The organism is Caldicellulosiruptor sp. DIB 104C (assembly GCF_028198085.1).
GTDB lineage: Bacteria > Bacillota > Thermoanaerobacteria > Caldicellulosiruptorales > Caldicellulosiruptoraceae > Caldicellulosiruptor > Caldicellulosiruptor saccharolyticus.
In genome coordinates this window covers 2501-17810 of the sequence record NZ_CP116337.1, presented here as the reverse complement: position 1 = coordinate 17810, position 15310 = coordinate 2501, and the positions used below count along the sequence as shown (strand labels likewise).

Genomic DNA, 15310 nt, shown 5'->3' with positions numbered 1-15310 from the left:
CAAAAAGTCAAGCTGATATTTTCCTTTCTTAATATCTTCCATCATTTCTTCAACTATCTTTTGTAAGTTTTGGTTATCCTCTTCGATAGCTAAAATAAGTTTTTTGTCATATTCTTTTGAATACAAAAGCTCTTTTGAATTGGGCAGGCTGCTACTATAAAATGTAATTCCTGTCTGATTGTAAAAAAGTACAAAGTTTAGAGAGTATGCTGCCTCGTAAATGGCATCAAAAAATTGAGTCCATTTTGAAATCTTTCTTGAAAAAGCAAACACAATCTCTGTTGCAAAGTCCACCATCTTTTTTATGCTCTGATATGCCTTTTTTATGTCTTCTTCAGATGTTGCAACTACGTAGTACTTGCCTTCAACCTCTGAAAATTCATACATAAGTCCTTCTTTTTTTAGCTGCTCAAAACACTCTTTTATCCTTGACAATATATTTTCTATTCTCTCATCAAAATAAAGACTAAGCCAGCTCGACATTTCTTTAAAATAGACTATTCCAACATAAACTCCATTTTCTATCTTGATGTTGCTACTTTCTATCGTTTCTTTAAAGCTTCTCTCAAGTGCAAGCAGGCTTCTGTCTTCTTTAATTAGCTCATTTTTTTTGAGATTTGATTTCACTTTAAGGAGCGTGTCAACAAGTTCTTCTTCTTCAACGGGCTTTAATATATAATTTACAACTCCATGCTGGATAGCTTTTTTTGCATACTCAAAATCTGCATACCCGCTGATGATTATCACTTCAGGCGGGTTTTTTATTTCCCTTTTAACCTTCTCGATAAGGTCAAGGCCACTTAAAAGCGGAATCTTGATGTCGCTGATGAGCACGTCAACCTGCATCTTTTTCATAAACTCAAAAGCAGAAGGACCATCTTCTGCCTCGCCCACTATTTCAAACCCAAGTTCTTTCCAGTCAATCAAGTTTTTTAGCCCTTCTCTCATAAATACCTCATCTTCAACTATCAACACTTTGTACAGCATCTTCAAAGTCCCTCTTGTTAGGAATTTTTATCACAACTTTTAATCCCCCAAGCTGCCCTCTTAATATGTCAAAGCTAAAATTTTTGCCATAAAACAGCTCAAGTCTTCTAAAAACATTTTTAAGCCCCACACTGCTTGCCTTGTCAGATGAAAGTCCTTTTATAGAACGCAGCAGTTCTGTTATTCTATCATCCTCTAAGCCTTTGCCATTGTCCTCAATGGTTATTACTATCATATCACCTTCTTTGAAAACCTTGACCACAATCCTTCCTTCACCTTTGCTGTTTTCTATCCCATGAACACATGCGTTCTCAACAAGAGGTTGTATTGTCATCTTGGGTATCTTTATTGATTTTACACCTTCTTCTACATCAATCTCAAATTTCAGCTTTTCCCCAAACCTGTACTTTTGTATCTCAAGGTAGTCATAAATAGCCGAAACTTCCTCTTCAATGGTTATAAGGTCGTTTTCCCATCTTATGCTTCGCTTTAAAAGCTTTGCAAGAAGTTTTATGGCATTGGCTGTTTCAAACTCTTTTTTGAGCATGCTTCTCATACGGATTGTTTCTAATGTGTTAAAAAGAAAGTGAGGATTTATCTGGCTTTGTAGTGCATTTATCTCTGCCTGTTTCTTCTCCAGCGCCAGTTCTTTTTGTCTTAGCTCATATTTTATTTCCTTTTCAAGAAGCTCTTTTATCTTTTGTGCCATGATATTGAACTCTTCTATGACCTGGCCTATCTCATCTTTGCCAGCTTCAATATTGATACTTTCAAACTGCTGTTTTCTTGCCTTTTTTATGTGTCTTGCTAAAACCGAAAGTCTACTTACCACCGAATTTACTATTAAAAAAAGTGCAAAAAACGCAAGTACAAAACACAAAACCACAATTGCAAGGTAATTTCTCTGATGTTCAAATAGCCTCTTTGATATTCCACTATTGTTGGTTGTAACAATGTATCTCCAGTTTTCAAAGTAAGGAATCTCTGTTGATAGAAGCTTTTCAAACACAATGGTTTGATTTTTCTCTTCCTTCAAAAGGTCGCTGAGTCTTCCAATCTGATTGTAATACAAAAGATCACTAAAATATACTGTGTCTTTTTCATCTGCTATAAATATGTGACCATCTTTAAACGTGCTCAAAATACTGTTAAGATAAACTCTGTTTAGGTCAATTCTCAAAAATTTTTTAAATGTGCTATTTTGGTATTTCGGAACATACTGTTCATAAAAGTTGAGATTTAGCACAATTGAAACATATGGTCTTTCATTCTCAAGACCACTTAGCACATAGAGATTATTGTGCTTTTTTTCTCTTTTTTGAAAAAAACTTCTTATATTCATCTGTCAAAAATGCAAGTCCATCGGCATTAAGTATGGTAGGATTATCACTGTATATTGTTATTTGCGAAATCTGAGGATACAGTATTCTTGCGTTTTGAAGTATGGGTTTTATGTTCTTCTCGTACGCATCATAAAACTCCTCAACAGACAAGTACCGGGTATTTACAGTCTCAATTACTCTCGGGTCCGAATATATGGTATACGCAAGATTGATTGCAAGCTCAATAGCTTTCTTGAAATTCGAAATTGTCATATTTGATGCATTTTCAAGCTGACTGTGGAGTTTATCGTTTATATAAAAATCAATTTGTGAAATAAACTGACTGCTTAAAATTAAAAGTGGAATAAATACAAATATAAAAAATATGGAAAATATCTTCTTAAACAGCGGAATATTGTTCAAAATTTTAACAATTTTGCCCATGAGTCTTCCCAGTTTCTTTCAGGCATGTGGATATTGATTTAATTATACCATACTTCTTGTTACTCTTTTATACTACCAATTGTAAGACCATGAATAAAATATCTTTGCAGGAATGGATATACAAAAAGTATGGGTACTGTTGCAACGATTGTCATGGTTGCACGGATAGCAGTTGGTGTTACAGTTCTACCTGATGATGTAAGTGATGCTGAGAAGTCAGGGTTGGTTGATGCAGACTGAACAGACTGTAATATCTTTTGAAGCTCAAATTGCAAAGTAGAAAGCTCTGGTTTTCCGGAGTTATACAGGAAGGTGTCAAACCATGAATTCCACTGACCAACCGCAACCCAAAGTGTAACAGTTGCCAAAACAGGAAGGCAAAGCGGCATAATTATCTGAAACAGTATCCTGTATTCGCTCGCACCGTCAATCTTTGCTGACTCAATAAGACTTTGAGGAAGCCCGTCTATATAGCTTCTTATCACAATTATATTGAACGCGCTTACCATACCAGGCAAAATGTACACCCAGAACGTTCCAACAAGATGAAGATTTTTCATAAGAAGGTATGTGGGAATAAGACCGCCGCTAAAATACATTGTAAACACTATAACTCTGGATATAAACTTTCTGAATATATAGTCCTTTCGGCTAATTCCATACGCAACCATCAAACATGAAAGAACATTTGTGATGCTCCCTATGACAGCCCTCAAAACTGATATAAGCGTTGCATGGTATATGTCAGGATTGCTGAGGATGACTCTATAGTTGTTAAGTGTAAATTTTCTTGGCCACAGATATATTCCACCTCTTATGGAGTCAAGCGCATCGTTAAGAGAAATCGCAAGTATATTCCAAAAAGGATATAAAGTAGCAATCATCACGATTATCATGACTGTATATACCACAATGTCAATGATCAAATCCTCTGTTGTCCTGTACTTTGCTGATGTCTGCACTTTCTAAAACACCTCTCAATAAAGATTTTTAAAATACCCTTTCACCTTCGCCAATCTTAGATGCTATCTTGTTTGCAGTTGTAACCAGAATAAGGCTTACAACAGAGTTGAAAATACCTGCTGCTGTTGCATATGACCATCTTCCACTGCCAATACCATACCTCAAAATGTATGTCTCAAGGATATCTGAATAGTCCAAGGTTGATGGTCTTTGCAAAAGGTACATCTGTTCAAACCCAGCGTTCAAAATCCAGCCGACGTTCATGATAAGAAGAATCTTGACTGTGGGTAAAATACCCGGCAAGGTTATGTACCATATTCTCTTTAGCCTGCCTGCACCGTCTATGCTTGCAGCCTCATAAAGTTGCGGGTCGATATTTGTCATTGCTGCTAAGTATATAATTGCGTTCCAACCCATCTCTTTCCAAACCTCAGTAATTGGTGCTATGAACCAGAAATATTGAGGTTCGCCTAAAAAGTTAACTGGCTCTTTTAGAATATGTAATTTGACAAGAAGCTCGTTTATTATTCCATAGTCAGGTGAAAGTACTGTGTATATAATGTTTGCTGCAACAACCCATGAAACAAAGTGTGGAAGATAGGAAATTGTCTGCACTGTCCTTTTAAATAACATGTTTTTTACCTCATTCAAAAGTATGGCAAAGGTAATGGATGACAAAAAGTTGAATATGAGTTTCAAACAGCTTATGACCAGGGTATTTCTAAGCGCCTGGAAAAAATAAACATCTGAAAACAGGTCTACAAAGTTTTTAAATCCAACCCACTCTGACTTTTGAAAACCAAGGTATGGTTTGTAATCTTTAAATGCTAAAAGCCAGCCCCACAGGGGAAAGTAGTTAAAGATCAGTACCATAATCAAAAAAGGAAATGTTAAAACAATTAGCTGGCGTTGGTTGTAGATTGTTGAAAAGAATCCTTTCTTAGATGACTGCATCTTAGATTTCCTCCTTAAAAGCTTGTTGAGTCAATTAAACTAAATACTCACGGAACACCTGTAGAATTAGGTGTCCCGTGAGCTTTAAAATACCAAACTCCAAAATACCAATTAGTTCCACTCTTTGAGTCTTCTCTGAATCTCCTTTTGTCTAAAGTCAATTACCTTCTTGATAGGAATCTTCTTCATCTTGCTTAGGTATTCATTCCATATCTTATCGTACTCACCTGGTTTTGCCATTATAGCTTTTGTGATGTATCTTCTTTGCAGGTCATCAGCTTGGTTCTGGATTGCCTGCAGATCGTCTGGAAGCTTGATATCCCAACCATATCCATACGGTGAGTTCCATGTTGGTGAGAATAAATCTTTGAATGACTTAATCTTATATGCTTTTAAAACCTCTTTCTCATATGGTTTATATCTTGCTTCTAAAGCTTGGTCTGAATAGTCCCAAGAAATCTTTCCGCTCTTGTCTGAATATGTCCAATCAAACGGTGGTCTTGGGAATGCAAACCAGATATTTCCGCCAATTCCCTGTTTCTTTCTGTAATCTGGGTTCATGTAGTTTTGAATCTGCTGTGCAGTCTTGTACATCTTGCCATTCTTCACATAGTAGTCCTGGCCCTGGATACCCCAGTTGATAAGTTTCAAGATGTCTTCCTGTGCCATTCTGTCCAAGAACTTGAACGCTGCAACTGGATCCTTGCACTTCTTTGTAATTGATATTCCGGCACCTGTTCCCATTGTGACAACGTTGTATTTGTCTCTCTTCACACCTTTTTTCAAAACTGGCATTGCGATTGGAATTCTGTCATAGAGTTTTTGTTTTTCGAGTGAATCAATAGCCGGCTGTATCTGCCATCTTTCGTCATAAAAACCAACAACCCTGCCTGACGAAATCTTTGCTAAGTACTGGTCATAGTTTTGTGAGAACATCTCTTTGTCAAGAAGACCTTCGTTCCACATCTGGTTGAGTATCTTGTAATATGTCTTTGCATATGGCATTGTATAGCTGTCTTTTACAACACCTGTCTTTTCGTCGATCAGCCAGCCACCATCGTTTGGATAGCCTTCAAGTCTGAGTGGCTGCTGCATCAGTACATAGATTCTCCAGCTGTCAGTCAGCGCTGTAAAACCAATCGTCGGCTTTCCATTGTATGTTGGATGTTTCTTGACAGCATCTTTTACAATCTTAAAATATGTGTCAATGTCCCTTACAACTGGCCATTTGTTCTCTTTGAGAACGTATATAGGTAGCCAGAACCCAGCAAACGAATAGAGCGGGTCAGACTCTTCTCTGAAAGGTGTAAGATAATAAATGTGTCCATCTTTTGGATATTTGAGTTTTTTAAGCGCTTTTGTATCATACCACTTTTTGATGTTCTTGCCGTACTTAGCAATGTAATTATCCATCGGAACTAAAGCTCCTGCTTCAATGAACTTGTTTACAACGTTGTGTGCATTGATTAAATCCGGCAAGTCACCACTTGCAAGCATGATACCTGCCTTTGTTTCCTCGTCACTGCCAACAATAAACTCAAACTGGAGCCGTACACCTGTGATCTGTTCAACCTTTTTACCAATCGGTGTCTTCCACACGTCAACCGGCTCTGCGTTAGAATCTCCCCAGTAAATCTTAAAAACTATTGGTTTCTTGGACGCTGCTATTGCCTTTGTTGGAGCACTTAAAAACCCTGGAACAATGATGGTCATCAAAAAGGCAATAGCAACCAATAAAGCAACCCTTCTTTTAAACATAATCAATCCTCCTTTTTAGAATGTAATTTTTGTATAGAAAAACTGCAAAACAACTACATGTTCATTATAAAATTTGTGGTGCATATTTAACAACCCGAGAAACTTAATATTTTATACCGCAGATTTTAGATTTTACTTTACCAGTAAATAAACCAATTTCAAGTTTGGAAAACATCACAAAATCAAAAAGGCCAGCAGTTTTGTTCTACTGCCGGCCTTTTTTGTATGTTTTTATCCTCCATATTTTTATTATTCCTGACTTTCTCTCATGAGAAGTTCAATTATATCCTGAACATAAGCAAAAGCAAGGTTTACAACAGTGTCAGCGCCTCCATAGTATATTGCAAGTCTTCCTGTGCTTGCGTCACAGAGTGCTGCGCATGGAAATGCTACATTTGGAACGTCACCCACGCATTCATAGTACTCCTGCGGTGAAAGAAGATAAGATTTTGACCTTGCCTTTACAATCCATGGTTTTTCTAAGTCCAAAAGTGCTGCACCAAAGCTATATACATACCCGTTGCAAGAAAGTAGCACTCCGTGATAAATCAAAAGCCAGCCTTCGCTTGTCTCAATTGGCGTTGGCCCTGCTCCTATTTTGAGTGATTGCCAAGGTGTGTAGCCTGCTGACATTACATGCCTGTGGCAGCCCCAGTGAATCATATCAGGGCTTTCGCTGTAGAATATGTCACCAAAAGCTGTGTGCCCCGTATCTGATGGGCGGGAAAGCATCGCGTATTTGCCGTTTATCTTTCTTGGGAAAAGCACACCGTTTCTGTTGTATGGCAAAAACGCATTTTCAATCTGATAGAACTTTTCAAAGTCGAATGTATAGCCAACACCAATTGTCGGTCCATGATAGCCATTACACCATGTGATATAGTATCTATCTTCTATGAAAGTTACTCTTGGGTCGTATTTATACTCACTTACAAGCGGGTCTCTTGTCTGCTGGATGAAGTTGATTGGTTCATCGTCAATCTCCCAGTTGTAACCATCCTTGCTAAACCCACGTCTGATGTTCATTCTTCTTGCCCTGTCATCTACCCTGAAAACACCTGCAAACCCATCTTTGAATGGAACAACCGCACTGTTGAAGATGCTATTTGCATCTTTTGCCTGATTTCTCTTGATAATCGGGTTGTGTTTAGACCTCCATACAATATCCTTGCAGTCTTTTGGTCTTTCTTCCCATGGCATGTTTGGAAGTGATTGCCCTATAATTTTAATATCCATTAGATCTTTCCTCCTCCATATTTTTTGATTTATGTGAATTTAAAATTTTACCCGACCATCTTGAAAAAGTATTATTTCAAAGCCTTAACTGACTCTCTTACGATAATTTTGCCTTTTATGAGCATCTTGCCGTAATGCTTTTCTCCTTGCTTTATCTTTTCAACCATCATCTTGGCTGTTCTTCTGCCCATTTCTTCTAAATTTACACGGACAGTAGTGATTTTGGGCTGTGAGAGTACTGCGTGAAGGCTATCATCAAAGCCAACAACTGATACATCATCTGGCACCTTGTACCCACTTGACTTGAGTTTTTCTATTGTAAGATAAGCAGTCTTGTCACAGTTACAGACAAATGCCGTCGGAAGGTTTTTGGGCAATACAATATCTATGAAATTGTTGTTGTCATCCCTGTCTTTTATTATCCAGTCCTTGTTGAGATCTATCTTGTTCTCCAAAAGCGCCTTGTAAAAGCCCAGGAACCTGTCCTGGATACTGCTTGTTGCATAGATGTTCCCTACAAATCCAATTTTAGTGTGACCATGCTCTATTAGCATGTTGGTTATCTCGTATGTTGCGTAAAAGTTGTCTGTAATGACACAGTCAACGTTAAACTTGTCACAGTAAAAGTCCAAAAATACTGTCGGGTAATTATAACTTAAAATCTTTTGAATGTAGTCAAAACTCATCTGACCTAAAATAACAACACCGTCTACCTTCTGTTCCAAAAGCGCGTTGGGGACAGATAGTTCATTTTCGTCTGACTGGCTTATGATGTTGAAGGTTGTTGTAAAGCCGAGCTTCTCTAAGCTGTTTGAAAGATGCTTGTAAAGATCTATGTAGAAATAGTCGTCTTTGCCATAATACTTTTCTGACGATATCACACCGACGGAATACGTTAGGTTTTCTCTTAACATCCTGCCTTTTGCGTTGTAGATGTAACCCATCTCCTGGGCAGTCTTTATGATTTTCTCTTTCAGGGATGAACTGATATCAGGGCTGTCTTTGAGCGCCTTTGACACTGTTACTTTGGAAACACCAAGCTTTTCGGCAATATCTTTTATGGTAACTCTTTTGTTCATAGCAACTTTTTACCCCTTCAAATAAGGCTTTATAAGCCTTTTCTTTTTTACTTTCTATTATACTTTATTTCTCTGTAACTTTACAGGGTCAAGCTCGAAACTTTTAGTCAACCCTTTTTATTATCTCCAAACACATTCTGCCATTGTGATATGGGCACTTCCATTGCTCAACAATTGGCATATTTACAGCTTCTAAATCCTCATTTACCTTCCACAGCCATTCAGAGTTCTTTCTTCTGTCAACAAGATGCTCTTTTATGAACTCCCATGTCTTGATGGCTGCATCTAAATATTTTTCCTCTTTTGTCTTTTGATATGCATTGAAAAATCCAACAACCGTCTCTGCTTCAACCCACCAGATTTTACTCCTGTCAATCCTATCTTCTATCATTTCATTTATAAGACTTTGACCATCAAAGGCTTCTTTTAAAGTTATCTGGGCAACCTCTAATGCGAGCTTTTCAACCTCCTCTTTTAACTTTTCATCCTTCAGATACTTGGCAGCTTGGTCTAAAAGCCAGCTTGCTTCAATGTCATGTCCATATGATACTGCTTTTATAAGTTCGTTCCAGTTGTCATCGCAAAATACCTTGAAGTGACCTGTTCCTTTTTTGTAAATCTTGTCAACAAAGAGTCTTACAATCCACTCAAGCGCTTCATACACATCATCAAGCTTCAAAACCCTGTAGAGGTTTGTGTAGCTCTCCAGTACATGAAGATGTGTATTCATTGTTTTTGAGGCAATTACTCCATTTTCGCTCAAAAACCTGTTTTCTTTTTCTTGCCAGTTTCTCTCAAACTGTTCTGTGTATCCATTTTCCCTTTTGCATTTTGTCTCTAAAATCTCGAAAAGCCTCTTAGCCATATGAAGAGCTTCTTCATCCCCAGATGCTTCATAGTACTCAGAAAGCCCGTATATGCCAAAAGCCTGAACATAGACATGTTTTGTCATATCAAGTGGCTTACCTTCATGGGATACACTCCAGAAAAGTCCATCATAGTCTTTGTCCCAAAACTTGTTTTTTAAAAATTCAAATGCATGTGAAGCCAGCTCTTTGCACTTTTCATTTTTAAGAATATTGTAACACGCTGAGAAAAACCACAATATCCTCGAGTTCAAAATGCAACCTTTTTGAGCTTTTCTGTGAATGTTAAGATTAAAGTCCATATATCCATAGTAGCCACCAAATTCATCGTCCTTTAAACTTTGCCAAAACGGTATTATCTTTTCTTCAAGATGAGCTTTTAAATCTTCCTTAAACCTTGTAATATCCATTTTTTCACCAGCTCACTTAAAAGTTTAGTAAATGGGTTACTTAATCGTTCACTTTATATTTCTATATTAATTGTTTTTTTATATTCTGTCAATTGTTTTTTAAAAAAGGGCTTATCCAAAGCTGAAATTGGACAAGCCCCTGTGAATTCTTATTTGCTTTTTTGAAAGTCCTACTTGAAAAGGAATATCAAAATTACCTTTAAAAGCTCCTGGAAGTTATTATCTAAAAGCCCATCTTCTCTGTGAGCAGGCGTAAGTGCAACCACTTTGCCCTTGCCAAAATTGTGCCACCACCCTGCAATTGAACTGCCGTCCTCCGATTCAGAGTAAAGATAGATATTGGTATTGTCCTTGTCGCAAAAAACAAAATAGTGTTCATCCATAATTTCAAAATCAAACTCTTTGTTGTCAAGAGTAGCTTCATAGGAAGAGTAATATCTTACAGGTTTATGATTCTCTGGATGAAACTTGAAATACCCTCTCACAAGTTTGCAAAATTCTCCTTCTTCAGGGTATGAAGCAAGCCCTGAGTGCCATACAAAAAGCCTTCCACCGCCTTCAACATACTCTTTTATTCTCTTTGCCACATTCTCTGTCATCCAGCACCTTACAGCTTCATCCTGTGGATTTATCCTGTTTTCTGCAGAGATTACAATTGCATTCGGGTTTTGTAGAAGAAATTGCTCAAAGTTTTCAATTGATGCATCTATTATCTCGCAGTTATCTAAAGCAGCATCTGTGGCTTGCTTCAAGGCTTTGAGCAGGTTGTCATGGCTGTGGTAAAAATCACCAACCAAAGCCAAGATCCTTTTCATATTCTTACTCCCCTCTTCCACAAAAAAATATTTCAAAAGTTCTCCAAAAGTTCTAAGATGAATTTGAGCTTATTGGTACTTTCCATGTAAGCATATCTTCCGCCTGTGTAATCCCCTTTTTGAACAACATCAATTCCTTCTTTTTTAAGATTTTCAATCTTCTCATCCATGTTCTTTACAAACACACCTATATGGTGAATACCCTCACCGTGAGTTTCCAAAAACTCTCTCCATGTAGAAGGATTCTCATCTGGCTCAATCAGCTCAATCTCTATGTTTTTGAAGTTTCTGAAAAATGCAAGTTTTGCTCTGGCATTTGTAGGATTTCCTTTATATTCTGTGTGTGTTTTTTCATACTCTTCAGTTATAATAATTTGGGGCATTTCAACTCCAAAAAATTTAGCAAAATCTCTTGCAGTCCTTTCAATATCTCTAACAATTATTCCTATCTGCACAACAACATCTGTTCCCAAAATTTCGTTCGCCACCTTTTATGCCTCCTTTGAAATTGTTTACATGACAATATTGTATCTCACTTTGTTAAGTTATTGGTATACAAATTTCTGCTTTGTTTTTGCACATTTTCGATAAAACAGCTCTCAATATTTTGTAAGTTTAACCTGAACCCAGTTCATTGAAATAACTACATAAAAGAGGTAAAATAATTTTGTAGGTAGGGCATGTAAGTTTAAATAAAACATAGTAAGGTCAAAATTTTAATAAAAAGATTTAAAAAGAGGGTAGGAATGAGAAATGGAGATAGCCAACGTTGCAAGAAGGATTATCCAAAACATATCAAAGGTGATTGTTGGAAAAGAAGCTCAAATTGAGCTTGTAATAACATCTCTTTTTGCTGGCGGTCATGTTCTTTTAGAGGACGTGCCGGGCACAGGAAAAACAATGTTATCAAAGGCTCTTGCAAAATCCATAGATTGCAGTTTCAAAAGAATTCAGTTCACACCAGACCTTCTACCATCAGACCTCACAGGGATATACTACTTCAACATGAAAACCCAAGAGTTTGAGTTCAGACCAGGTCCAATTTTTACAAATATACTGCTGGCTGATGAAATAAACAGGGCAACTCCGAGAACACAGTCAAGTCTTCTTGAATGTATGGAAGAAAGACAGGTGACAATTGACGGTATCACACATAAGTTAGAAGACCCCTTTTTTGTTATTGCTACTCAAAACCCCATTGAAATCCAGGGAACATATCCTCTTCCTGAGGCACAGCTTGACAGGTTCTTGATAAAGCTCAGTTTAGGATACACAAACAAAGAAGAGACTATCCAGATGCTCACAAGGTTCAGAGAAAAAAATCCTCTCGATAGTATAGAACCTGTTGTAGCCAAGGATGAGGTAATAATGATTCAAGAAAAGATAAAAGAGGTGTATGTAAACGAAGATATTCTATCTTATATATACGAAATTTGTCAAAGCACAAGAGAACACGAAATGATTCAGCTTCCTGCAAGCAACAGAAGCTTCATTGCTCTTATGCGTGCATCGCAAAGCCTTGCAGCTGTCCGAGGCTATGATTTTGTTCTTCCTGATTTTGTTAAGTACTTAGCTCCTTTTATCCTCAGCCACAGGATACTTCTTAAGAATCAATATATAATTAAAAATACAAAAGTGTCAGACGTGATTAATGAAATCCTTGAAAAGGTCCCAGTACCGAGTGAGAATTTTGCTTTTTGAAATACACGATTTAAAATTTGCAAGGTCTGCCACTGGAAAAGCTTAAAAATATTTTGATAAACATTGTTAAACATTTAACACACTTATTAAAAACAAAAAATCCGGCAGCCACCTACTTTCCCGTGCCGTCTCCAGCACAGTATCATCGGCGTTGCGAGGCTTAACTTCCGTGTTCGGAATGGGAACGGGTGTTACCCTCGCTCTTTCGCCACCGGATTTGTTTCCTTCTCTATTCTCATCATTCTCTTGCTTTTCAGCAGCCTCGCAAGTGAATAGGGTAAGACTGGTGTCAATCGGTCAAGCTCCTCGGGTCATTAGTACCGCCTTGCTCAACGCCTCACAGCGCTTACACATGCGGCCTATCTACCTGGTAGTCTACCAGGACCCTTACCACCTCTTCGGTGTGGGGTATCTCATCTTGGGGTGGGCTTCACGCTTAGATGCTTTCAGCGTTTATCCCATCCGGACTTGGCTTCCCAGCCGTGCCCCTGGCGGAACAACTGGTAAACCAGCGGTCCGTCCAACCCGGTCCTCTCGTACTAGGGTCAGCTCCCCTCAAATACCCTGCGCCCGCGGCGGATAAGGACCGAACTGTCTCACGACGTTCTGAACCCAGCTCACGTACCGCTTTAATGGGCGAACAGCCCAACCCTTGGGACCTACTTCAGCCCCAGGATGCGATGAGCCGACATCGAGGTGCCAAACCTCCCCGTCGATGTGGACTCTCGGGGGAGATCAGCCTGTTATCCCCGGGGTAACTTTTATCCGTTGAGCGACGGCTCTCCCACTTGATACCGCCGGATCACTAAGCCCGACTTTCGTCCCTGCTCGACCTGTCGGTCTCACAGTCAAGCCACCTTACCGCCTTTGCACTCCTACCGCACGATTTCCATCCGTGCTGAGGTGACCTTTGGGCGCCTCCGTTACCCTTTAGGAGGCGACCGCCCCAGTCAAACTGCCCACCTGGCAGTGTCCCATCACTCGGTTCAGAGTGTCTGGTTAGTGCCCCAGTGCACCCAGAGTGGTATCCCACCGCCGGCTCCAGGGAAGCTGGCGCCTCCCCCTTCTCTGCCTCCCACCTATCCTGTACAGAGCACACCAGAACACAGTGCCAGGCTGCAGTAAAGCTCCACGGGGTCTTTCTGTCCAACCGCGGGTAACCAGCGTCTTCACTGGTACCACAATTTCGCCGGGCACACCGCCAAGACAGCGCCCAAGTCGTTACGCCATTCGTGCGGGTCGGAACTTACCCGACAAGGAATTTCGCTACCTTAGGACCGTTATAGTTACGGCCGCCGTTCACTGGGGCTTCGGTTCGGAGCTTTCCACCCCTCCCCTTAACCTTCCAGCACCGGGCAGGCGTCAGCCCCTATACCTCGCCTTTCGGCTTCGCAGAGACCTGTGTTTTTGATAAACAGTCGCTTGGGCCTATTCCCTGCGACCCTGAGCTCTTCACCCAGGGCACCCCTTCTCCCAAAGTTACGGGGTCAGTTTGCCGAGTTCCTTAGCGGTGCTTCACCCGTCCGTCTGTGGATACTCTCCTCGCCCACCTGTGTCGGTTTCCAGTACGGGCACCTGCCTTCGCCTACGCGACGCTTTTCTTGGCAGTGTGAAGCGCGGCACTTCGCCTACTATAACTTCGGCTCCCCATCACGGCTCACGGTTGTATGGGCGTGCGGATTTGCCTACACACCCCCGCTCGCCGCTTGGCCGGGGTCAACCAACACCCCGGTTGCCTGCTCCTCCTGCGTCCCGCCCCGTAGGTTAACCTCCGGCAGGTGGCTCAGGAATATCAACCTGATACCCATCAGCTACGCCTTCCGGCCTCGCCTTAGGCCCCGGCTAACTCTGGGCGGATTCGCCTTCCCCAGAAAACCTTGGGCTTCCGACGGGCAGGCTTCCCACCTGCCTCGCGCTACTTATTCCGGCATTCTCACTTCTGCCTCGTCCACCCTGGCTTTCGCCTTGGGCTTCTCCCTGCCGCAGAACGCTCCCCTACCGCTTAAAGCCGATTACCTCGGCTTTAAACCCGATGCTTCGGTGTGTGGCTTGAAGCCCCGAGTATTTTCGGCGCCCAGCCGCTCGACCAGTGAGCTGTTACGCACTCTTTAAAGGAATGGCTGCTTCTAAGCCAACCTCCTGGTTGTCTTCGCGACTGAACATCCTTCGCACACTTAGCCACACCTTCGGGACCTTAGCAGTCGGTCTGGGCTGTTCCCCTCTCGACCACGGACCTTATCGCTCGTGGTCTGACTCCCAAGGTTCCACCGCCAGCATTCGGAGTTTGATAGGGTTCGGTAACGTTTTTGCGCCCCTAGCCCAGTCAGTGCTCTACCTCCAGCGGCTACACCTTGAGGCTAGCCCTAAAGCTATTTCGGGGAGAACCAGCTATCTCCGGGTTCGATTGGAATTTCTCCCCTACCCTCAGCTCATCCGACGCCTTTTCAACGACGACCGGTTCGGGCCTCCATGTGGTCTCACCCACACTTCACCCTGGCCAAGGGTAGATCACCCGGTTTCGGGTCTACTTGCGCATACTCAATCGCCCTCTTCAGACTCGGTTTCCCTGCGGCTCCAGCGCTCTCTCGCGCCTTAGCCTCGCATGCGCAAGTAACTCGCCGGACCGTTCTTCAATAAGTACGACGTCAGGGACTTGTCGCCCCCTCCGTCTGCTTGTAGGCACAGGGTTTCAGGCTCTATTTCACTCCCCTCCCGGGGTTCTTTTCACCTTTCCCTCACGGTACTCGTCCACTATCGGTCACCGGTAGTATTTAG

Annotated in this window: 12 protein-coding genes and 2 rRNA genes (1 of these 14 only partly in view); 1 reads left to right on the top strand and 13 read right to left on the bottom strand. The window is 40.9% G+C overall.

Annotated elements, in window-relative coordinates:
* From PGC14_RS00085 to PGC14_RS00035, 11 genes are all read right to left on the bottom strand, one after another.
* On the bottom strand, positions 1-987 hold a 987-nt coding region (locus tag PGC14_RS00085; protein ID WP_271629190.1), incomplete at its 3' end, for a response regulator.
* On the bottom strand, positions 962-2329 hold the full coding sequence (locus tag PGC14_RS00080; RefSeq protein WP_271629189.1) for a sensor histidine kinase: 1368 nt from the start codon (positions 2327-2329) through the stop codon (positions 962-964). The genes PGC14_RS00080 and PGC14_RS00085, both read right to left, overlap by 26 nt.
* A complete protein-coding gene (locus tag PGC14_RS00075) occupies positions 2283-2753 on the bottom strand; it encodes a hypothetical protein (RefSeq protein ID WP_271629188.1) in 471 nt (156 codons plus the stop codon). Before PGC14_RS00075 ends, PGC14_RS00080 begins: the two co-directional genes overlap by 47 nt.
* A 59-nt stretch (positions 2754-2812) precedes the next feature.
* On the bottom strand, positions 2813-3715 hold the full coding sequence (locus PGC14_RS00070; protein ID WP_271629187.1) for a carbohydrate ABC transporter permease: 903 nt from the start codon (positions 3713-3715) through the stop codon (positions 2813-2815).
* Positions 3716-3743: 28 nt separating this feature from the next.
* Entirely contained in the window at positions 3744-4670 is a 927-nt protein-coding gene (locus tag PGC14_RS00065; RefSeq protein WP_011915907.1) for an ABC transporter permease, read from the bottom strand.
* A gap of 111 nt (positions 4671-4781) precedes the next feature.
* On the bottom strand, positions 4782-6428 hold the full coding sequence (locus PGC14_RS00060) for an ABC transporter substrate-binding protein (RefSeq protein ID WP_271629186.1): 1647 nt from the start codon (positions 6426-6428) through the stop codon (positions 4782-4784).
* Positions 6429-6677: 249 nt separating this feature from the next.
* Positions 6678-7664 carry a glycoside hydrolase family 130 protein gene (locus PGC14_RS00055; protein ID WP_271629185.1) on the bottom strand — a complete coding sequence of 329 codons (987 nt, stop codon included), beginning with the start codon at positions 7662-7664 and terminating at the stop codon, positions 6678-6680.
* Between the two features lie 71 nt (positions 7665-7735).
* Positions 7736-8743 carry a substrate-binding domain-containing protein gene (locus tag PGC14_RS00050; protein WP_039765910.1) on the bottom strand — a complete coding sequence of 336 codons (1008 nt, stop codon included), beginning with the start codon at positions 8741-8743 and terminating at the stop codon, positions 7736-7738.
* 103 nt (positions 8744-8846) lie between these two features.
* Entirely contained in the window at positions 8847-10019 is a 1173-nt protein-coding gene (locus PGC14_RS00045; protein WP_271629184.1) for an AGE family epimerase/isomerase, read from the bottom strand.
* A gap of 170 nt (positions 10020-10189) precedes the next feature.
* A complete protein-coding gene (locus tag PGC14_RS00040) occupies positions 10190-10834 on the bottom strand; it encodes a ThuA domain-containing protein (RefSeq protein WP_271629183.1) in 645 nt (214 codons plus the stop codon).
* Positions 10835-10866: 32 nt separating this feature from the next.
* Positions 10867-11322: a VOC family protein gene (locus tag PGC14_RS00035; protein WP_039765904.1), complete on the bottom strand. Its 456-nt coding sequence runs from the start codon at positions 11320-11322 to the stop codon at positions 10867-10869.
* Between the two features lie 265 nt (positions 11323-11587).
* Here PGC14_RS00035 and PGC14_RS00030 point away from each other — a divergent pair, with 265 nt between their 5' ends.
* The gene (locus PGC14_RS00030; protein ID WP_039765902.1) at positions 11588-12535 is read left to right on the top strand and encodes an AAA family ATPase; all 948 of its coding nucleotides are present in this window, start codon (positions 11588-11590) and stop codon (positions 12533-12535) included.
* A gap of 99 nt (positions 12536-12634) precedes the next feature.
* Here PGC14_RS00030 and rrf read toward each other — a convergent pair.
* Positions 12635-12751 (bottom strand): 5S ribosomal RNA (gene rrf / locus PGC14_RS00025).
* Between the two features lie 77 nt (positions 12752-12828).
* Positions 12829-15310, bottom strand: a 23S ribosomal RNA gene (locus PGC14_RS00020); it runs 479 nt beyond the window's last position.

Coding starts and splice junctions, on each gene's coding strand:
- PGC14_RS00080 (WP_271629189.1), bottom strand. CDS start 2,329: ATGAATATAAGAAGTTTTTTTCAAAAAAGAGAAAAAAAGCACAATAAT.
- PGC14_RS00075 (WP_271629188.1), bottom strand. CDS start 2,753: ATGGGCAAAATTGTTAAAATTTTGAACAATATTCCGCTGTTTAAGAAG.
- PGC14_RS00065 (WP_011915907.1), bottom strand. CDS start 4,670: ATGCAGTCATCTAAGAAAGGATTCTTTTCAACAATCTACAACCAACGC.
- PGC14_RS00060 (WP_271629186.1), bottom strand. CDS start 6,428: ATGTTTAAAAGAAGGGTTGCTTTATTGGTTGCTATTGCCTTTTTGATG.
- PGC14_RS00055 (WP_271629185.1), bottom strand. CDS start 7,664: ATGGATATTAAAATTATAGGGCAATCACTTCCAAACATGCCATGGGAA.
- PGC14_RS00050 (WP_039765910.1), bottom strand. CDS start 8,743: ATGAACAAAAGAGTTACCATAAAAGATATTGCCGAAAAGCTTGGTGTT.
- PGC14_RS00045 (WP_271629184.1), bottom strand. CDS start 10,019: ATGGATATTACAAGGTTTAAGGAAGATTTAAAAGCTCATCTTGAAGAA.
- PGC14_RS00040 (WP_271629183.1), bottom strand. CDS start 10,834: ATGAAAAGGATCTTGGCTTTGGTTGGTGATTTTTACCACAGCCATGAC.
- PGC14_RS00030 (WP_039765902.1), top strand. CDS start 11,588: ATGGAGATAGCCAACGTTGCAAGAAGGATTATCCAAAACATATCAAAG.